This window comes from Komagataeibacter rhaeticus, from assembly GCF_003207855.1.
Classification (GTDB): Bacteria; Pseudomonadota; Alphaproteobacteria; order Acetobacterales; family Acetobacteraceae; genus Komagataeibacter; species Komagataeibacter rhaeticus.
On sequence record NZ_NKTZ01000003.1, the window covers coordinates 142,195 to 162,690 of the forward strand.

Genomic DNA, 20,496 nt, shown 5'->3' on the forward strand with positions numbered 1-20,496 from the left:
ATGGATGGTCTCTTGCCATCATCCCTGATGTGAATTCATAAAGATCAGGCAATAACGGGCAGGAGACTGGGCTTTGCGACCTCGTATAACGGGGGGCCGCGCGGGTGTTTTCATATCGGCACTGATATATTGCACATCCCTTGCCAGCCTTCCCGCCCTTGCCGTGGACCAGCCGGCGGCCACGGGGGTGGCGGCCACCCTGCCCGCCGCCCCTGCCGCCAGCCCGGCGGACATGGCCATGATCAGCGACCTGGAACACCGGACCTTCCAGTGGTTCTGGGATGCGGGCGACCCGCGCACCGGGCTGGTGCCCGACCGCTACCCGTCCGGCCAGACATTCAGCAGCGTCGCCTCCATCGGGTTCGGGCTGACGGCCTATGGCATTGGCGCCACGCGCGGCTACATAACCCGTGCGCAGGCGGCCACCCGCACGCTGGCCACGCTGCGCTATCTGCTGGACGCCCCCCAGAATGACAGCCCGGATGCCGCCGCAGGCTATCACGGGTTCTATTACCATTTCCTCAACAGGGAAACGGGACTGCGCTACAGCCATGACATAGAACTTTCCAGCATCGACACGGCGCTGCTGATGGAGGGAGTTCTGTTCGCCCGGTCCTTCTATGACCGCAGCACCCCGCAGGAAGCCACGATACGCGATCTGGCCGACCGGTTGTACGGGCGCGTGGACTGGCAGTGGATGAAACGGCCCGACAACCGGCTGAGCATGGGCTGGAGTCCCGAGCACCAGTTCATTCCCAGTTACTGGGAAGGCTACAGCGAGGGGATGATGGCCTACATCCTTGGCCTTGGTTCCCCCACCCATCCGCTGGAACCCGCGTCGTGGCAGGCATGGCTTTCCACCAACGACCAGCGCTGGGGGGATTATTACGGGCAGACCTTCCTCAACTTCGCGCCCCTGTTCGGCCACCAGTACAGCCATGCCTGGATCGATTTCCGCGGCGTGCGCGATGAATGGGCGCGGGGCAGGCAGATCGACTATTTCGAGAACAGCCGCCGCGCCGTCTATGCCCAGCAGGCCTATGCCATTGCCAATCCCGGCAGATGGCAGGGCTACAGCGCCACCACATGGGGCCTGACCGCATGTGACGGGCCGGGGGAAAGCACCCGGAAGGTGGATGGGCAGGACCGGCATTTCCTGTCCTATTCCGCCCGGGGCGCGGGGCGTGACTACACGCAGGATGACGGCACCATCGCCCCCACCGCCGCTGCCGGTTCCATAGCCTTTGCGCCCGAGATCGTGCTGCCCACACTGCGCGACATGAAGAACCGCTATGGCCAGAAAATCTATGGCCGGTACGGTTTTGTCGATGCGTTCAACCCCAGCTTCCACAGCGGCCAGTCCTACTGGACCGACAGTGAATACCTGGGCATTGACCAGGGGCCGATCCTGCTCATGATCGAGAACTGGCGCACGGGACTGGTGTGGAACGTGATGAAGCGCAACCCCCATATCCGCACCGGTCTGGAACGCGCGGGGTTTGAGGGGGGCTGGCTTCCGGCGGCACCGGCACCCGCCGTGGCGGCCCCCGATACCCGCACCACGCAGCTTGCGCCAGCGCCGGCCACCACCACCCGGGCCAGCCACCCCACGGGCGATGACGCGCCACCGCCGGCCCATCCGTCATAGCGGGGGCGCTTGCCCGCCATCAGGGCGCGGCATCAATGGGCACCACATCGATCAGCTTCTTGTTGACGAATTCCTGTATGCCCATGGATGACAGTTCCCGCCCGAACCCCGAACGCTTGACCCCGCCAAAGGGAAGGTCGGACGTGGTCCAGGTGGGGTGGTTGATATAGACCATGCCGGTCTCGATCTGCTCGGCCACGCGCACGCCACGCGCAATGTCACGGGTAAAGACCGAACCACCCAGACCATACGGGTTGTCATTGGCAAGGTTTATCGCCGCCGCGTCATCCTTAACACGGAAGAACATGGCCACCGGGCCGAACAGTTCCTGATGGAACACGGGGTTGTCCGGCTCCACATTGGTCAGGATGGTTGTCTGCACGAACGCGCCGGTATTGGGGGGCGTGGGGCCGACACGCATGGCAATGGCGCCGTGCCTGACCGCCTGCTCCACCTGTTCATTAAGCTGGTCGGCCGCCGCCTGGGATGACAGGGGCGGCACGCCGCTTTTCTCATCCATCGGGTTGCCCGGCACAAGCTTGCCCAGTTCGGTGGCGAAGCGGTCCAGAAAGGCATCGGCAATGGGTTCGGCCACGATGATGCGCTTGGCGGCCACACAGCACTGCCCGCCATTGTTCATGCGGCCCCAGACCGCCCATCTGACCGATTTTTCCAGATCCGCGTCATCCAGCACGATAAAGGCATCGCTGCCGCCCAGTTCCATCGTGGTTTTCTTGAGCGCCCTGCCCGCCTGGGAGGCAACAATGGCGCCTGCCCCCTCGCTGCCGGTCAGCGCCACGCCTATGACGCGATCATCGGCAATGATGGTGGCCAGCTGGTCGCGGGTGGCGTACAGGTTGGTGTACAGCCCCTCTGGTGCACCGGCATCGGCGAAAAGCTGTTCAAAGGCAGCAGCGGATTGCGGCACGTTGGACGCATGCTTGACCACCACCACATTGCCCGCCATGAACTGCGGCCCGACCACGCGGGCCAGCTGGTAGTAGGGAAAATTCCAGGGCTCGATGGCAAATACGATGCCAAGCGGCTGGCTGACCACCATGGCCTGATCGCCCCGGCCGCTTTTTTCAGTCAGTTTCTGGGGGGCGAGGAATGTCTCGGCGTTATCGGCATAATATTGCAGGATATCGGCCGAGAGGTCCACTTCGGCCAGGCTCTCGCGGTACAGCTTGCCCATTTCAAGCGTCAGGTAACGGGCATATTCGTCCCTGTGGGTCCGCAGCAGTTCCGCCGCCCTGCCCACAATGGCCGCGCGCCGGGCAAAGGGCAGCCGGGACCACTGCCTGTAGGTCTCCTGCGCGCGGTCAAGCCTGTGGGCCAGTTCCGCATCCGTCAGGTCGGGAAATGTGGCTACGGTCTCGTTGGTAAACGGGTTGACTGTCTTGTACGCCATTGGTCTGCCTCCGTACACGGTGCACCAGGCCCGTCCCGTGTGGCGGTGGCCCGCGTACCGTATTCATGGCACGCGCCGCTGCGGGCTGCCTGTCCCTGCGCAACGGCACGCAGGCCGAAGGGTTGCGTGGTGTTTACGGGTCAGCCCGGAAAGCCTGCCCGGAAACATCCGGCAGACATCAATATGCTCTGGTGAAGATTTCTTCGGAAAACCCTGGGGGAACACCGCCTTTTAAAAAAGGCGGTGTCCTGAACCCCTGCTTCCCTGACCGGCGGACTGTTTCAAGGCAGCCCTTATACCGGGGCCGGAACCGGCTGTGCCGCCGCGACGGGCACGCGGATCAGGTAGTCAAAGGCCGAAAGCGCGGCCGTTGCCCCAGCCCCGATGGCAATGACGATCTGCTTGTAGGGCGTTGTCGTCGCATCGCCCGCCGCGAACACACCGGGGACGGACGTGGCACCATGGTCATTGACCACGATCTCCCCGAAATCGCTGAGCCTGAGCGTATTCTTCAGCCAGCCGGTATTGGGCAGCAGGCCGATCTGCACGAACACGCCCTCCAGGTCCACATGGTGGTCCGCCCCGTCGCCACCGCGATAGGTCAGGCCGGTTACGTTCCTGCCGTTACCTTCGATGCGCGTGGTCAGGGCCTCGGTCAGGACCGTGACGTTGGACAGGGTACGCAGCTTGTCCTGAAGCACCTTGTCGGCTTTCAGGTGTGAGCCGCGCTGCAGCAGGGTGACATGCGCCACGATACCGGCAAGGTCGATCGCGGCTTCCACCCCGCTATTGCCACCACCCGCCACGGCCACACGCTTGCCCTTGTAGAAGGGACCATCGCAGTGCGGGCAGTAGGCCACGCCCTTGTTGCGGTATTCCTCCTCCCCCGGTACGCCCAGATGCCGCCAGTGGGCGCCGGTGGCCAGTATGACCGTGCGGGCGTGCAGGATCGCCCCGCTTTCCAGCGCCACCCCGTGCAGCCCGCCGGGCTGCGGGGCGGGGAACAGTTCCTTTGCCTGCTGGCCCGTGATGATTTCCACGTCATAGGCGCGCACATGCGCCTCCAGTGCCGCGGCAAGCTTCGGACCATCGGTTTCGGGTATGGAAATGAAGTTCTCGATCCCCGCCGTATCCATGACCTGGCCGCCAAAACGTTCGGCCACCAGCCCCGTGCGCAGCCCCTTACGCGCGGCATAGACCGCAGCCGATGCCCCCGCCGGGCCACCGCCGATGATCAGCACGTCAAACGGGGCGATATCCTTCAGCTTTTCCGCCGCACGCCGGGGCGCATCGGCGTCCAGTTTGGCCAGAAGCTGCTCGATGTCGGCGCGCCCGGTCTCGAACGGCGCGCCATTGAGGTAGACCTGCGGCACGGACATGATGTTTTTTGCCGTGACCTCGTCCTGGAACAGCGCCCCGTCAATCGTGACGTTGCTGATATTGGGGTTGAGCACGCTCATGGCATTGAGCGCCTGGACCACATCGGGGCAGTTCTGGCACGACAGCGAGACATAGGTCTCGAAATGGTATGGCCCCGGCAGCGCCTTTATCTGCGCGATTTCATCATCGGACAGTTTGGGCGGATGGCCCCCAACCTGCAGCAGCGCCAGCACGAAGGACGTGAACTCATGCCCCATGGGAATGGCGGCAAAGCTCACCCCCGCCCTGCCCCCTTCGCGCCTGATGACGAAGGAGGGCCGCCTTGTGGCCTGTCCCGCTTCGGAGACCTGCACCCTGTCGGAAAGGGCGGCGACCTCATGCAGGAGTTCATGCATCTCGCGCGATTTCGGGCTGTCATCCAGCGAGGCCTCAAGCACGACGGGGTGCGCAAGCCCTGCCAGATAGCCCTTCAGCTGCGTCTTGATGGGATCTTGCAACATGGGAAAACTCTCCGCTCTTTCCGAAAGGGGGCCGGATGGCCCGGCCCCGAAGGGCTGGGCCGTGAACCGCAGGGCTCAGATCTTGCCCACGAGGTCCAGCGACGGGGTCAGCGTTGCGCCGCCTTCCTTCCACTTGGCCGGGCAGACTTCGCCGGGATGGGAGGCGACGTACTGGGCGGCCTGGATCTTGTCGATCAGTTCGGCGGCACTGCGGCCGATGCTGCCGGCGGTGACTTCCATGTACTGGATCTTGCCTTCCGGGTCGATCAGGAAGGTGCCACGGTCGGCCAGGCCCGCTTCCTCGATATAGACATCAAAATTGCGTGCGATGTGGCCGGTCGGGTCGCCCAGCATGACATACTTGATCTTGCTGATGGCGGGCGAGGTATCGTGCCAGGCCTTGTGGGTGAAGTGCTTGTCGGTCGAGACCGAGTAGATTTCCACGCCCAGCTTCTGGAACGTTTCGTAGTTGTCAGCAAGATCCTCGAGTTCCGTCGGGCAGACAAACGTGAAGTCCGCCGGATAGAAGAAGAATACGGACCACTTGCCCTTCACATCGGCATCGCTCACCTTGATGAACTTGCCGTTATGGAAGGCGTCGGTCTCGAACGGCTTCAATGACGAATTGATGCGTGCCATGTCGAATGCTCCTTGCTTTCGCTTGTCAGGTTTTGACGGGCCTGTTGTCCCACACACACGAAATGCGGGGAAACTGTTTCTGTCAATGGGTGTGATCGGAAAAACCTTTTTACAAATCGGTCCATATCGGTCCTATCTATACAAATGAGCTATATCCCCCTCTCCGGCCTGTCACTGCGTGATATCGAATATGTTGTGGCGGTGGATGACCTGCGCAATTTCTCCCGTGCGGCGGAACGCTGCGGCGTAAGCCAGGGTGGCCTGTCCGAACAGGTGCGCAAGCTGGAAGCGCTGCTGGGCGTGGTCCTGTTCGAGCGCTCACGCCGTCATGTCGCCCCCACGCCCGATGGCGCGCGCCTGATCGCACTGGGGCGCGACGTGCTGGCCGCCGCCCGCGCCATGATCGAGGCCGCGCGCGTGCAGACCGGCCCGCTGGCGGGGCTGCTGCGCATCGGGGTGATCGCAACACTTGGCCCCTATTACGTGCCGGACCTGCTGCCGCTGCTGCGCGGCACCTACCCCCAGCTGCGCCTGCAACTGACCGACAGCCTGACCGATACCATGCTGGGCATGCTCCGCCACGACGCGCTGGACATGGTTTTCGCCGCATTGCCGGTCAGCGGCGATGGCTTTACCTGTGCCCCGCTGTTTGACGAACCCTTCGTGGCGGCCTTCCCCGCCGAGCATCCGCTTGCCCGTCGCCAGCCGCTGGCCATGGCGGACCTGAACGGCCCCGACCTGCTTTTGCTGGAGGACGGGCACTGCCTGCGCGACCAGGCGCTGGCCCTGTGCGGCATGTCCCCCCGGCACGCACGGCAGCGCCTTGCCACCAGTCTGGAAATGCTGTGGCACATGATCGGCGCGGGGGAAGGGTATTCGCTCATTCCCCGCCTGGCACTGCGCAACAGGCAGGCATGGCAGGAACTGATCACACTCACCCCGCTGCCCGGCGCCAGCCGCACCATCGGGCTTGTCTGGCGGGCATCCGACCCGCGTGGCGCGGCCTTTGCCGAATTCGCGCGATTCCTGCGCGAGCATACACCCGATGGCTGCACCCCCGCCGCCCTGCCCCCGCACGCCGGTAGTGACAACGCATGAGGGCAATATCCGGTGGTCATGACGGGGCGGGACATATAGGGTGTCAGCTATCGCGCTTCAGACCAGTGGGTATCTTCAAGCAATGAGCCGGGACAAGCCTGAAAATTATTCCAGTACCAGCAATACAGTTCTGGAAATATCATACAGCCGGCCCGGACAGGACGCACCTGTCAGCCATTCCCTGCCCCTGATCACCCCTGACAATGACGAAAATGGCGGAACCGGCCCCCTGCACGCGGGCATGGCGGCCACCATCATGCGCGCGGGCAACGCGCACGCCATCCCCTTTCAGGAACGCGAGGAACACCTGGCCGCCGCGATGCAGTGGCTGGAAGGGGAAGGCCCGGCCCCATCGGTCCGGATCATCACCGGCAGGGCAGGACAGGGCAAGACCCGGCTGGGCATGGAAATCGCGGCCCGTGCCCGCAAGCGCGGCTGGCTGGCGGGGTTCCTGCCGGCCGGCGGCCCCGACCTGTTCCCCGCCACGGAATTCAGGACGGTGTGGCACCAGCCCACGCTGGTCATCATCGATAACGCGGCCGCCCGGACCACACAGGTCAGGACATGGCTGACAGCCGTGCTGCGCCAGAAGCCGGGTGCCCACCCGCTACGCTTCCTGCTGCTGGAACGCACGGGGCTGGACGATCTGTGGCTGGACAGCATTTTCGGGGCGACGGAGGCCGGCAGCCCCCTGCCTGCCGCCGCCCTGCCGGCCACGCGCTGGCCGATACTTGGCCCGCTGGCCAGCGCGCACGCGCGGTTCGCGGTGTTCGCTGCCGCCTACCGGGCGGCGGGCGGCAGCGACCTGCCCGCCGATGCCGCCCGCAGGCTGGCCCCCCGGCTCAAGGCACTCGGTACCGGACACGCAACCCTGTTCCCCATCCTGTTCGGGCTTGTAGCCGCGTGTGACGGACTGCTGGAAGCCCGGCGGCTGGCCGCGTCCACACTGCTTGCACGCGCGGCGGCGCTGCATGTGGCATATCTTGAACAGGCATGGCCAACCAGCCCGTCCGTGCCTGAAGACCTGTATCCCGTCCTGCCCTGCCTGGCCGCCGCCAGCCAGATCTGCGGCGGGCTGGAAGCCGATTGCATCCGCCCGGCGGTACAGGCCGCAGCCGGTCAGGACATCCCGGCCACCGATGAGGCGCTGCACGCGCTGCAGGCCCTGCCCGGCATGACGGAGGGCGGGGCGGCCGGCCTGCCGGGCCTGCTGACGGAAGCGGTCTGCATCCAACTGGCCCATCCCCTGCCCGCCGCGCGGTGGACCGGGCTGCTCGAGACGCTGATGGCCCATCCGTCCATGGCCACACGCCTGGCCACGGGGATTGCGCGACTGTGCCAGAATCCGGGCCTGTACCCGCCCGGCCTGCCTGTCATGTGGCTGCGGCATCTGGGGCCTGCCCGCCTGCATGACCGGGCCACGCTATCCTGCCTTGCAATCCAGATGCCCCTGCATCCCCCCACGATCGGGACGGTCGCGCTGGAGGCGACTGAAAGACTGGTCACCCTGCTGCGCGGCCAGCCGCCCTCATCCCCCCATGCCCCACTGGCATGGGCGCTGGCGGCCCTGTTCCGCCGCAATGCGGCCCTGTTCCTCCAGGATGCCGCGCTGGACTGCGCGCGGCAGGTGGTGGCGATTCACACCACACTGGCCCAGGTCAGCCCCGTGGCGTTCGATCCCGCGCTGGCCGCCGGGCTTGATGCGCTGGCGGCGTATGCAAATAGCCTGCATCATCATGACGAGGCCCTGACGGCCGCCCGACGGGCCGTAACGCTGTATACCCGACTGGCCACGCAGGACAGCGCCTGCCTGCCGCTACGCGCGCGCAGCCTGCGCATCCTGGCCGACAGCAGATGCGGGCTGAAACAGTACGGACAGGCCGAACAGGCCGTGCGCCGGGCACTGGACATCCAGACCCTGCTGCCCGGAACGGACGGGACGGACCATGACGCGGCACTTGCGGAAAGCCATCTTGTCCTTTCGGCCTGCCAGGCAGGCCAGCAGCAGCACGAGGATGCGGTGGAGAACGCGCTGCAGGCCGTGATCCTGTACACGCCGCTGGCCCGGCAGGACCCCGATACCGGGCTGCCCGGCCTCGCGCGGGCACTGCGCCAGGTTGCCAGCATGCAGTACGCCCTGAAACGTCATGAGGAAGCCCTGAAATCGCTGGAGGAAAGTTTTTCCCTCCATACCCTGCTCGAAGAACGCGACACAGGCGACTACCGCCCCCAGATCGGGGCCAGCCTGGAAATGCTTTCCCTGTTCCAGAACGCGGTGGGCCGGCACGCGGCCTCGCTCCATTCCATCAAGGAGGCGGTAGCCCGCTACAGGGTGCTGGCAGCGGAAAACCCGCGGGCGTTCCGCCCGATGCTGTCGGACCTGCTGCTGCGGCTGGGCCTGCGCTACGTCACGCTTGAGCCGCCCCGGCTGGCCGAAAGCGTGCAGGCCACGCGTGAGGCGGTGGATGAACTGGCCCTTCTGGCACGCGACAATCCCCGCCGGTTCACGCCAAAACTGGTCGAAAACCGGGTGCTGCTAGCAAAACGGCTGGAGGAAAACGGCGAGGATGACGCGGCGGCCAGTACCCTTTGGGCCGCCATCGACCAGTTGCTGGCCCTGACACGGGAGGATGCGGCGACCTTCCACCAGCCCTTGCTGGAAACGACCGAAATCCTTGGTGAACTGTTCAAGCGCCACGGCCGCATGGAGGAGATGGAACAGCTGATGCAGGTCCTGATCCCCCTGCAGAGGGAGCTGGCGGCCCATACCCCCGATGATGACGGGCAGCGCGAATTACTTGCCGCCCTGCTGCGTGAAAGTGCCGCCAGCGCACTGCAACGGGGTCATTACGCACGGGCGCGTGGCTTCTATACCGAATGCCTTGAACTGCTGGAGGCATGCGCCGCCAGCAATCCGGAGCCGTTCCTGGATGATATTGCCTATACCATGGGCAGCCTGTCCGACCTTCTGGCCCGGCCGGAGCAGCAGGCGGAGCGCCTGGCGCTGCTCCGGTCAAGCCTGCCCCGGCTTGAATCCCTGACCCGCCTTCATCCGCAGACATTCATCGCCCCCTTCATGTCCTGTCTGGAACAGGTCGCCCGCCTGCTGGTTGACGATGGCCAGCCGGAACAGGCGCTGGCGGTAACGGAACGGGCGGTCCCCTTCCATCAGGCCGTGCTGGATGTCGGGCTGGAGCATGGCAGGAATGCCACCGTGCCCGAGAAGTTCGCCCAACTCCTGACCGTCAGGCTGCGTGCCCTTGAGGCACCAGGACGCGAGGAGGAGGTCCTGCCACCATCGGGCAGATTATGGCCCTCTACACCACATTGGTGGAGCATGGCCGGATTTTCTACCGCTGGTTCCTTGCCCGCGCCATGACCGGACTGGCCGCCCGCCAGAAGCGGATGGGGGCCGGGAAAAGCGCCCTGCGCACATGCCAGAAATCCGTTGCCCTGTTCCGCGTGTTCATGGCCACCACGGAGGAAGAATTCCTGCCCAGCTGCCCGGATGTGGCCTGTGCCCGGCCCGATTTTGCCCAGGCCCTGCTGGAACAGGCACGGGTGCAGGAAAGTTTTTCATGCCATGCCGCGGCACGGGAATCCATTATGGAAGCCGTGGCCCTGCTGAAGGACGTGACGGCGGACGACCCGGCTGAAGGACGCCTGCCCCTGACCGAGGCGCTGGCCATGCTCACGGCGCTGCCCCCCGCATCCGGGGCGCCGGCTGGCGAAGCGCTGACCAGCCTGCGGCATGTCGTGGCCATCTATCACGGGCTTGACGGGCAGCATCCCCATCTTTTCGCGCCGGAACTGGCACAGGCCCTTGTAGCACTCTGTGCGGCACAGCTGCAGGCCCAGCCCCCCCTCTGGTCCAGCGCACTGGACAGCGCGCGGGAAGCGACGGCACTGTATACCAGCCTGTACGAAACCGGGCCGGAGCAGTACCGCGCACCGCTGGCGGACAGCCAGTACAGGCTGTTCGTGTGCCTTAACGGGCTAGAGCAGATTGACCGGGCGATGGAAAGCCTGAAGCTGGCGCTGGTGCAGTACCGTCACCTTGCCGCCCGCAGGCCACAGGAATTCCGTGCGCCACTGGCGCGCTGCCTGCTGGACCTTGCGCTGTACCACGTCATCTACAAACAGTACGAAACCGCCCTGCAGACGGCACATGAAGCCAGCGCCCTTTATACCGACCTGGCCCAGTCGGATCGTGAAACCTACCAGCCCGTACTGAAGGAAATACGCGACCTGCAGGCCACGATCAGGAAAAAGCTGCACCGCTAGGAATCTGTCCGGAAAGCCGGCCCGACATACAGGGCAGCCCGCCGGCGGAACGGGATCAGTGCTGTCCCAGCCGGGTGACCAGCAGCTGGTTGATGCGGAATCCCTCCACATCCACCACTTCAAAACGGAACCCGTCGGTATCCACCCGGTCCGCCTTGCGGGCCATGCGGCGCAGGTGGTGCATGACGAAGCCGCCAATCGTGTCGAACGGACCATTTTCATCCAGATCCACGGCATCGAGTTCACGCCTGACATCCCCGATGGAGGCCGCCCCGTCGATCAGCCACGAATGGGCATCACGGCGCACGATCAGCTGTTCCTCGAACGGGTTGGCAAGCCCGCCCATCAGTGCGCCCATGATGTCCTTGAAGGTGATCAGACCCACAACCAGGCCATATTCATTGACCACCAGCGCAAAGCCCACGCCGTGCGTATCGAACTGGGCCAGCGTATCCCACAGGTTGATTGTCTCGGGCACGGACAGCACATCGCGCCGCATGCGGAAGATCGCCCTGCCGCCGGGTGTGCTTTCCCTATGGTCGGGCGTGGCGGGTCCGGGCTGTTCGGGATCGACCACGGCGGCCAGCACGTCTTCCGCCCGGATGGAACCGATGACGGTATCCAGCCCGCCATCGCATAGCGGGTAGCGGGAATAGGGCTTGGCACGGACCTTGGTTTTCTGCACTTCCATGCTTTCCTGCACGTCCAGGAACACAATTTCATCACGCGGCGTCATGGCGGATGTGATGGAACGGTCCTGCAGGCCCAGCACATTCTGGATCATCTGGTGCTCCTGTTCCAGCAATACGCCTGACGCCGTGCCGGCCGCCAGGATGGCGCGCAGGTCTTCGGGGGTTACCGGCTCCACCGTTGCGGCAGCCGGTATTTTCAGGGCACGCAGGATGGTGTCCGACAACCGCGAAAACACCCATACAATAGGATAGAGCACCCGGAGGGCCGCGGCAGGAAACCAGCCAACCGCAAGGGCCACCTTGTCGGGCGCGTTCATGGCGATGCGCTTGGGCAGCAGGTCGGCAAACAGTACGAACAGGCCCGTGACCAGCACGAACCCGAAAACGGAGGCCAGCGTTTCGGCCGTGGCACGGGACAGGTGCCAGCCCATCAGTCCACCAGCCACCGAAGGGGCCAGCATTTCCGAACTGATCATGCCGCCCAGCACGCCTACGCCGTTAAGGCATATCTGCAGCACCGTCATGACCTGCCCGCTGTTGCGCCGCAGCCGCAGGAACGCGCCTGCCCGCTCGTCCCCCGCTTCCGCACGGGCCCGCAGGCGCACGTCGCGCGCGGCGGCAAACGAGATTTCAGACAGCGAAATAAAGATATTGAGTGCGACCAGCAGCACCAGCGCCATCAGGCCAGAGAAGAACAGGATCACCACAGCACCTAAAAAACAGTCGCAGGCCCTTCATAGCAGGTCATCGTGTAAATGCGTATGAATATATACAGATCGATCCGAAGCGTTTTTCCGCATTACATTGCGATTTATTAACAATATCCCGGCTCCATTACCGTAACCCGGCCGTCCCGACCCGCGCCCCCCGGCCCGCACGGGCGGGGGCCGATCAGGGCATGGGCGGGCAGGCAGTCTGATCCTGCGGGACAGGACCATTATAAAAACCGTAACGGGCGATAACAACATGCCAGTGATACGGCAGGAAACTGGACCGCCCCCTGCGGGCACGGATGGCCTGAAAATTATCTTTTTTAAAGAATGTACAACAGCGGTTTCCCGCGTTGGAGATAGTCTCTACGATCAGAACGGTAAATGACAAGGTTAGGCCATTAATGAAAACCAGATCCTTTCTTGCCCTCAGCGCGGCCTGCCTGATGGGCTTTGCCCCCCTCTCCCATGCACAGTCCATGGGGCCGCAGCGCGGGCCGGGCGGACCGGGCCAGATGGAAGGCCACGGGCCGGATAACGGGCCGGGCCACATGTCCGACCGCCATGCCCCGGCGCATGACATGCATGGCCGCCAGATGGCGGAACGTCCCGACGGACACGGTCGGGACAACTGGCATGACAACAACCCCGACATGAACCGCACATGGCATGCGGGCGAGCGTTATGATGGCCCGCGCAACAGCCGCTGGGTGGTCAATGACTGGCAGCGCTACCATGGGCTTTCCGCACCGCCGGCGGGTTATCAGTGGATGCGCTATGGCAACCAGTACCTGCTGACCGCGCTGACCACGGGCGTGATTGCGGGCGTTGTCAGCGCAACCGTTGCCTCCCAGATCCGCTGATCCCGCCTGCCCACCAGCGCCATGCCCACCCGCGCCATGATCGTGAAAGCCCGGCCACAGGCCGGTACCTTTGATGATGCGCGACAACTCCCATCCCGCCCACGGGCGGGGTGGGACCCGTACGGCCTGCCCCCGTAACAGAACCGCAGGCGCCCGGTGCCGGGCACGCCTTGCCCGCAGGCCATAAAAGACTGCCTGATCAGTCAGCGCATGATAGCGCTTTAAAATTAAAAGACGTTCTTGGTGAAGCTTTTTGCACAAGCTTCGAAAGAACGCCGCCTTTTTGAAAAAGGCACCCCCAAAAACTTTTATTGTTTTTTATCAATTGGTTGTTTTCAAACAGTTTCCAAAACCAAGCCTATGTATTGCCTGTGCTGATAAAATTCTCTTGTGCAATTTAATATAGCATATTGCATATTAAGGGGTGATCGGATTGACTGGCGGCATGACAGCCCGCAAGCCGCCCCCTGCCCCCGCCCGTTCCGCCTGGCGTTTTGCCACGGCGGCGGAACCCGAACGCAACACCCTGCCCGAAGCCTTTTCCAGCGTGCGGGTGCCCGGTCCCGGCGCGTCGTGGCTGCGGCGGTTCCTGGCCTTTGTGGGGCCGGGCTACATGGTATCGGTGGGTTATATGGACCCCGGCAACTGGGCCACGGACCTGCAGGGCGGCGCACAGTTCGGCTACACGCTGCTGGCGGTGATCATGCTGTCCAACTTCATGGCCATCCTGCTGCAGGCCCTGTCCGCCCGGCTGGGCATTGCCACGGGACGGGATCTGGCGCAGGCCTGCCGCGACCATTTTCCGCCCGCACTCAATATTGTCCTGTGGCTGGCCTGCGAACTGGCCATCATCGCCTGTGACCTGGCCGAAGTCATCGGCACGGCGGTGGCCCTGCAGCTTCTGTTCGGCCTGCCACTGCTGGCAGGCGCGCTGATTTCGGCGCTGGATGCCTTTATCGTACTCCTGCTCATGAACCGGGGCTTCCGGTACCTGGAAGCCTTCGTCATCGGGCTGCTAAGCGTGATCGCCGTATGTTTTGCCGTTCAGGTTGCCGCGGCGCAACCTCCGGCTGCGGCCATTCTGCGCGGGTTCCTGCCTTCGGCGCAGATCATTACCAACAGCCAGATGCTCTATATCGCCATCGGCATCATCGGGGCGACCGTCATGCCCCACAACCTGTACCTGCATTCCTCCATCGTGCAGACCCGCGCCTATGACCGCACCGGGCCGGGACGGCGGGAAGCCATCCGCTGGGCCACATGGGACAGCACCATCGCCCTGATATTCGCGCTTTTCATCAATGCCGCCATCCTGATCGTGGCCGCCGCCGCCTTTCATGGCACCGGCCACGAAGCGATTGCCGAAATCGGGGATGCCTACCGCCTGCTCTCCCCCGTGCTGGGGCTGGGCATTGCCTCCACACTGTTCGCGCTGGCCCTGCTGGCGGCGGGCACCAATTCCACCGTTACCGGCACGCTGGCAGGCCAGATCATCATGGAGGGATTCCTGCGCCTGCAGATCCCGCACTGGGCACGGCGGCTGCTGACACGCGGGCTGGCCATCGTGCCGGTCCTGGTCATGACCGTGCTGTATGGCAGCCGGGGCGTGAGCGAACTGCTGCTGGCCAGTCAGGTCATCCTGTCGCTGCAGCTGCCATTTGCCGTCGTCCCGCTGGTCCTGTTCGTATCCGACCGCGACAAGATGGGGGCATTCGTCGTTTCCCGCCCCATGGCCGTGCTGTCGTGGCTGGTGGCGCTGGTCATCGTGCTGCTGAACTTCAAGCTGCTGTACGACACGCTGGCCTGACGCCGTGCAAAGGTTGCAACACTTTGACGCACGGCAGTGTTGCAGCCGCCGCCCGGCTGAAAGGCTTCTTTCTCCCCCCGGGCAGGCTATAACAGACGCAATCCGTTATAACATACGGTAATCCCCTGTTTATTCATATGGAAACCATTCATGTCAGTTGCAGCTACACTTCGGGAAGCCATCACGAAGAAAATCGTCGTCGGCTTTACCTTCAATGGCAAGAACTACATTGGCTCACCCCATGCACTGGGTGAAAGTGATGGCGTGGCCCAGGTCCTGATCTATCGCGGGGAAGACGCCCATGCCAAGGGCATTCCCCCCATGGGTGAATGGAGCACCCTGCCCCTGTCGGACATGACGGACATGAAACTGCTGCCGGAGGAAGCCTTCCACACCGGCCACCCCGATGCCCATGCCGCAAAGGGGCTGCACCGGGTTGACGTGCGCGTGGCCTGAAGCGCCGTCCCCTCTCTTCTGCCCGTAAAGAATACGGCCGCGCCCCGCTACCGGACGCGGCCACCCCTTACGCCTGTGGCGTGCGGGGCCTGTCTGCCAGTGCCACCTGAAGCCCCCTGTCCCCATCCGGGTTGCCCAGCAGGTTGAGGAAACTGGGAACGGGAAATTTGATCCCCTCACGGTTCATGCGCACGGCAAGCCTGCTGTAATAGGCGCGATAGACCGTCCATTTGGCACCGGGTGACGTCCGGATCGAGCCAAGGAAGCGCGCGCCGTTGCCATCGGCCTGCTCGATCCCCAGAAATTTGAAATCCGACAGCACAAGATGGGTGTAACGCGGTTCCTTGCGCAGTTCTTCCAGTTCCTCATGCAAGATGGTGGTCAGTTGCTGCGTGTCCTGCCCGAGGTCGATCATGATATCGACCACAACCAGATTATAGTCACGCGATGTATTGGCGATGGACGAGACTTCCGAAAATGGAATGATGTGCAGGTCGCCATTGATCGAACGCAGCCGCAGCGTGCGGATGGACAGGTGTTCCACCGTACCCGCGACACCCCCCGCCGTAACCCAGTCGCCCACCTGAATGGCGTTTTCGACCAGCATGAAAAAGCCGGTAATGAAATCCTTGACCAGGCTCTGCGCGCCAAAGGCGATGGCCGCACCCATGATGCCGGCCCCCGTCAGCAGCGGCGCCACGTTGATCCCGATCTGTGAAAGCGTGGTGACCGCCACGATAATGATGATCAGCGCCAGCAGCACCGTCTTGATGATGGGCAGTACGGTACGCAGCCGGCTGGCGCGTCCGGTCTGAGATGAGTTTTCAAAGCGCGTGATCTGGCCCTGCAGGGCGGCATTGGCCGCTTCCCACGTAAAGATGGCCACCGTATAGGCCACCAGCACCGACCCGATCACCCCGATAAGCTTCTGCCCCAGCCTGCCATGGACAAGGAAGTGGATGGCCGGCAGCCCCAGCGCCTGCAGGAAGACGATGGCAGTGGCAAAGAACATGAGAAAGGACAGGATCTTGCGCGAAACCGGATAATAATAGTCCATCCGCGCCTGCAGGCCGGGATAACGTGCCTCCAGCGCGGGCGAGACATGGAACAGCCGGTTCTGCAGGTTATAGAGCACGACCGACAGCACACGCGACAGGATGACGACCGCCGTGGTCAGGATGACCGTGCGGATGATCCAGGCATAACCGCCACTGATATGGGTGGCCCAGATCAGCCAGAGCGCAAAATTGAAGAACATGGCCGGCACCCACCACAGGTGGACCAGCCGCCCGACAAACATCCAGAAAGGCTGCGCGCGCAGCCGTGCCGGGGGTTGCAGGGCCGTTGCGACATGGGTGCGCACACGCCATGTAAAGATGGCGACAAGCACATGCTCGACCAGCACCACGCTGCGGATGATCGCTTCCGTGCCGCGCGCGGGCATGTCGAACACGCCACCCAGCGTGGAAAGGCAGACCACGACCGAGGGGGCCGCAACAAGAAAATTGAGCCAGTGCGTGACCATGAAGGCCGTCTGGTTGCTGGCGCTGCACAGGCGGATGGCAGGCGAGCGGGGGACAAACAGCGTCTCCATCAGCAGGTAGACCACACGGGCAACCACATAGGCATTGGTCAGCGTGATGGTCACCGCCCTGGCCTGCTGGGTGGTGGTCAGCAGGTAGGCAAAGCTGGTGCCCAGCGCAAAGAACAGTCCGACCGGCAGCAGCTTGATCAGCAGGTGCAGCAGCGAATAGGGCACCCGGGCCAGCAGCCGCAGGGTGGCATGCTGGGCCTGCATGTCGTCCTGCTGTGTCTGGCGTGCCGCGCTGTCATCGCTGCCCGCGGCGTCCGGGGTGGATGGCGCGGACATGCCCTGTGGCGGGGCATGCAGGTTAAGTCGCTGCTCGGTTGCCATGGCACGCGCCGTGACTTTCAGCAGCGGCCTGCGCAGAAGCAGTGAAAAACCGTGTTCCGCCGCCAGCGCCAGCAGCAGGATAAGGGTGGCCCGCCCCACGGCGTCAAGCAGGATGATGCGGGAGTCCGGATCGGCAAAGATGGTATGCGTCCAGTGCACGACAAACACCAGATCACCAAACAGGGCCACGAAATGCTGCGCCTGGACAATCAGCTTGCCCCGCAGGGATGACGCATCCTGCACGATGTCACTGCCCAGACTGTCGGGCTGGACGGATACTGGCCGCGCGGCCACGGTTGCGGCCGGTGCGGGGGCCGGCGCTGCCGCAGGCAGTTGTGACGCAATGGCGGCAAGGGTATTTTCGAATTCGGCCCGTTTTGCCGGGTCATTGATCACGTCCAGCACCTGCCGCGCCTGTTCGCGCGTCATGGCGGCGGGCTGCGTTCCGGCCGCGTGTCCGGCCACGCTGCCCGCCATGACCCACAGCCCCAGCAGCATCCATACGATGCCACGCCACCTGCCGGTATGATGGCGGCCCGACCCGGCTGGCGTCACGCCTGCGGATCCGGGATTGCGCCCCATGCCATGGCGGCATGTATCCGTAAGGTATCGCATCTTTTCCGTCCCGACTGCTGTGTTCTGGCCATCTGCAAGGTAAATGCGGCAGGGACATTTGCCATTTCAGACAGGTTGCCGGTTTTATTGCAGAGATGGATATGGAAGCGCAGAGACGGGAAAGCCGGGCAGATATGCAATAAATTACCCTACCTTTTTCAGCAGGGTTTTGGCGGACTGTATTTTATTTCCATGCTTAATTTTTATATAAATAAGATATATTATTTAATTTTATATCAACTTATCTTATATCTGTTGCAGGAATGAATTGCCAGATCATGCCCCCGCCCGGAAGGGGCCATGCGCGACGGGCCACGCATGCGGGCCTCAGCGCGGCACGTCGTAATTCAGATGGCTTTCGTTGATGTGCCGCAGGATGCCGGTATCACGGAACAGATCCTGCCTGTCGGGACGGAGCGCGTGACGCGAAAGAAAGGCACGCGCTTCCGCCGTGGCTTCCCGGCGCGGATAGTCCTGCGCCGCCGGTTTGAGATGTTCGATGGCCGTATAGTCCACAATGCCGACATTATGGTTGTTCCTGCGGGCTTCATGACAGAACAGGATGTCCGTCGCCCACGCCCACCGCAGTTCCGGGAACGGAAACAGGTAGGCAATCGCGTCACGATGGAACGCGGTGACCGGCCCGTCCTCGACATAGCGCGTCACGCGGCCCAGGCTGTTCCATCTGCGGTAGTTGAACGTAAAGGACGTATAGGAATGATACCGGTGCGCGGGCTGGGATATCTTGAGATCCATGACTTCGCATAACGGTATGAATGTATCCAGAAAATGCTGTGGCAGGGCCACATCATCATCCATGACCACAACCCAGTCATAGTCCTTCAGGTTGACCTGGGCCAGGGCCGCGTTGATATTCGAAAACTTGCCCCTGTCGCCCATATCGGCGGTCAGGAAGTCAACCCTGTGCCGTGTAATGCTGAGCCGGTTGAACATGTTGCGCAGCTTCCGGCCCCGTTTGGGCACATGCACCGATGTAACCAGGATATGGCGCAGCGGATACCGATGCGTCATGCGCCTGACCTGCCGGGCGAATTTCCTGTTATGCAGGTCGAACAGCATGTCGGTCAGGAACGAGACCTTGCGCTTCTGCCAGAAATTCTTGTGCTGACAGAAATCGGAGTCAAAGAAATCCTTTTTTGTCTGTGTCGTATCCTCGGCATTCATGATGTGGCTCCTGTTTCCGCTACGCCCCGGTACCGCATGACGCACAGGGCGGCATGGCACGGCGGCGCGGGCCCGCAGCCTTCATGCCCCGTCCCGCCTGCGGGACTGCGGGCCGGTGGCGCGGACCGGGACGGACGTTCAACAGAAGCACGCAAGTAAAGTTTCAAAATATTTCCACATGACATACATGCGTTTTCTTGTATGACTTCCTGAATATTGGCGGATGATCCAAGCGGACGGAACCCTTTACAGCATGGTGCAGCAGGATCACGGGCAACCCCTGCATGGCCATTACACAGGCAGCCTTTGGGGCATGTAAAACACGCCATGCAATACCCCGTCGGCCCGCTGCCGGTCCGGCGGGAACGGACCCGGCATGCCGGAAAGTCGTCCGCCCCTGCGCGGCCCTCTGTCCGCATGCCGACCATGAACAGACAGGGCGGGGCCTGCCCGCAGCCTGCCCCGCCCTGCCCGATGATGGCCGTTACCGGGGGAATGCCCCCTCAGATGCAGCTTTTCCCCTGTGCCAGGGTCAATGCGTGGGAGGCAAGGAAGCGGAACTGCTCCTGTTCCTCGGGAAAGGCGGGAATGCCCTGCATCGGGTGCGCCGTGCTATGATAGCGGTGCAGGTTGCTCAGCCGCCGCCACGGCCGGTCGGGGTGCTGCTTGCTCCACAGGCTTATGGCCCGCAGTTCAAGTTCCTGGTTGTTCAGCTGTGTATCTGACTGCGTCATGTCCATCTCCCTTGCATGCGCATGGTGGGCACTGGAACTGTCACGAGGCATGCCGGTATGCGGTGGTAGCGTGCCACCTGCATCCAACGTCCCACCATAACACAGGTTCATCCCGATCCGTAGATTTTCCCGACAGTGTGAAGGAAAAATCGTGCAGGGACGCCGCCCGGCCGGGACGGGACGGATTATTACATTTGTTAATAATCCATCGGCCCCGCCAGGCTCTAGACTGCACGCCAACCGGCCACATGATATGGAAACCAGACATGTTTCATGCGCGCGGGCGCATCCGGGCGCTGGCCCTTCTTGTCCTTGCCCCCTTCCGCCACCCGGCCACGGCCATTGGCTGCCTGGCAGCCCTTGCGGGCTGTGCGTCCCACCATCCCGTACCGATTGATGATGACGGCCTGCCCGTCACCACCGCTGCCGATGACAATCCACCCCCGTCATCCGACCATGGTCCGGGCGGCGGCCGGGGGCTGTGGTCCGATGTGCTGCACACGGCCATGCAGGCGGGCATGGGCATGCTGCATCATTAGGGTCCCTGCGGCGCGGGGCG

At 63.3% G+C, this 20,496-nt stretch carries 15 protein-coding genes; 8 read left to right on the top strand and 7 right to left on the bottom strand.

Features of this window, described 5'->3' with window-relative positions:
• The first annotated feature begins 73 nt into the window (after positions 1-73).
• On the top strand, positions 74-1,648 hold the full coding sequence (locus CFR78_RS04880; protein ID WP_371440407.1) for a glucoamylase family protein: 1,575 nt from the start codon (positions 74-76) through the stop codon (positions 1,646-1,648).
• A 19-nt stretch (positions 1,649-1,667) separates the two neighbouring features.
• Here CFR78_RS04880 and CFR78_RS04885 read toward each other — a convergent pair whose 3' ends face one another.
• The 3 genes from CFR78_RS04885 to ahpC all read right to left on the bottom strand — a co-directional run bounded on the left by CFR78_RS04885 (position 1,668) and on the right by ahpC (position 5,578).
• A complete protein-coding gene (locus CFR78_RS04885) occupies positions 1,668-3,059 on the bottom strand; it encodes an NAD-dependent succinate-semialdehyde dehydrogenase (protein WP_034927856.1) in 1,392 nt (463 codons plus the stop codon).
• A gap of 293 nt (positions 3,060-3,352) precedes the next feature.
• Positions 3,353-4,939, bottom strand: a complete 1,587-nt coding sequence (gene ahpF / locus CFR78_RS04890; protein ID WP_007398244.1) for an alkyl hydroperoxide reductase subunit F — start codon at positions 4,937-4,939, stop codon at positions 3,353-3,355.
• Positions 4,940-5,014: 75 nt separating this feature from the next.
• Positions 5,015-5,578 (bottom strand): alkyl hydroperoxide reductase subunit C, encoded by a 564-nt coding sequence (ahpC, locus tag CFR78_RS04895; RefSeq protein WP_007398243.1) that lies wholly within the window; start codon positions 5,576-5,578, stop codon positions 5,015-5,017.
• Positions 5,579-5,722: 144 nt separating this feature from the next.
• On the opposite strand from ahpC, the gene CFR78_RS04900 reads away from it, so the two are divergent.
• The 3 genes from CFR78_RS04900 to CFR78_RS04910 all read left to right on the top strand — a co-directional run bounded on the left by CFR78_RS04900 (position 5,723) and on the right by CFR78_RS04910 (position 10,960).
• On the top strand, positions 5,723-6,676 hold the full coding sequence (locus tag CFR78_RS04900; RefSeq protein WP_007398242.1) for a hydrogen peroxide-inducible genes activator: 954 nt from the start codon (positions 5,723-5,725) through the stop codon (positions 6,674-6,676).
• Positions 6,677-6,758: 82 nt separating this feature from the next.
• Positions 6,759-10,055: a tetratricopeptide repeat protein gene (locus tag CFR78_RS04905; RefSeq protein ID WP_051671998.1), complete on the top strand. Its 3,297-nt coding sequence runs from the start codon at positions 6,759-6,761 to the stop codon at positions 10,053-10,055.
• Positions 9,986-10,960 (top strand): hypothetical protein, encoded by a 975-nt coding sequence (locus CFR78_RS04910; protein WP_146221270.1) that lies wholly within the window; start codon positions 9,986-9,988, stop codon positions 10,958-10,960. Before CFR78_RS04905 ends, CFR78_RS04910 begins: the two co-directional genes overlap by 70 nt.
• Positions 10,961-11,015: 55 nt before the next feature.
• Here the strand turns inward: CFR78_RS04910 and CFR78_RS04915 are convergent, their stop codons facing one another.
• The gene (locus CFR78_RS04915) at positions 11,016-12,356 is read right to left on the bottom strand and encodes a hemolysin family protein (RefSeq protein WP_007398240.1); all 1,341 of its coding nucleotides are present in this window, start codon (positions 12,354-12,356) and stop codon (positions 11,016-11,018) included.
• A gap of 410 nt (positions 12,357-12,766) precedes the next feature.
• On the opposite strand from CFR78_RS04915, the gene CFR78_RS04920 reads away from it, so the two are divergent.
• The 3 genes from CFR78_RS04920 to CFR78_RS04930 all read left to right on the top strand — a co-directional run bounded on the left by CFR78_RS04920 (position 12,767) and on the right by CFR78_RS04930 (position 15,488).
• Positions 12,767-13,225: an RcnB family protein gene (locus tag CFR78_RS04920; RefSeq protein ID WP_007398238.1), complete on the top strand. Its 459-nt coding sequence runs from the start codon at positions 12,767-12,769 to the stop codon at positions 13,223-13,225.
• A gap of 445 nt (positions 13,226-13,670) precedes the next feature.
• The gene (locus CFR78_RS04925) at positions 13,671-15,032 is read left to right on the top strand and encodes an Nramp family divalent metal transporter (RefSeq protein WP_034927863.1); all 1,362 of its coding nucleotides are present in this window, start codon (positions 13,671-13,673) and stop codon (positions 15,030-15,032) included.
• Positions 15,033-15,182: 150 nt separating this feature from the next.
• Positions 15,183-15,488 carry a hypothetical protein gene (locus tag CFR78_RS04930; RefSeq protein ID WP_034927865.1) on the top strand — a complete coding sequence of 102 codons (306 nt, stop codon included), beginning with the start codon at positions 15,183-15,185 and terminating at the stop codon, positions 15,486-15,488.
• Positions 15,489-15,555: 67 nt separating this feature from the next.
• On the opposite strand, the gene CFR78_RS04935 is transcribed toward CFR78_RS04930, so the two are convergent.
• From CFR78_RS04935 to CFR78_RS04945, 3 genes are all read right to left on the bottom strand, one after another.
• Positions 15,556-17,880 carry a mechanosensitive ion channel family protein gene (locus CFR78_RS04935; RefSeq protein WP_371440409.1) on the bottom strand — a complete coding sequence of 775 codons (2,325 nt, stop codon included), beginning with the start codon at positions 17,878-17,880 and terminating at the stop codon, positions 15,556-15,558.
• 465 nt (positions 17,881-18,345) lie between these two features.
• Positions 18,346-19,203: a glycosyltransferase gene (locus CFR78_RS04940; RefSeq protein ID WP_039998757.1), complete on the bottom strand. Its 858-nt coding sequence runs from the start codon at positions 19,201-19,203 to the stop codon at positions 18,346-18,348.
• A 503-nt stretch (positions 19,204-19,706) separates the two neighbouring features.
• Complete coding sequence (locus CFR78_RS04945; protein ID WP_223846668.1) at positions 19,707-19,937, bottom strand: hypothetical protein; 231 nt, start codon at positions 19,935-19,937, stop codon at positions 19,707-19,709.
• A 266-nt stretch (positions 19,938-20,203) separates the two neighbouring features.
• On the opposite strand from CFR78_RS04945, the gene CFR78_RS04950 reads away from it, so the two are divergent.
• Entirely contained in the window at positions 20,204-20,476 is a 273-nt protein-coding gene (locus tag CFR78_RS04950; RefSeq protein ID WP_240471439.1) for a hypothetical protein, read from the top strand.
• Positions 20,477-20,496: the final 20 nt, after the last annotated feature.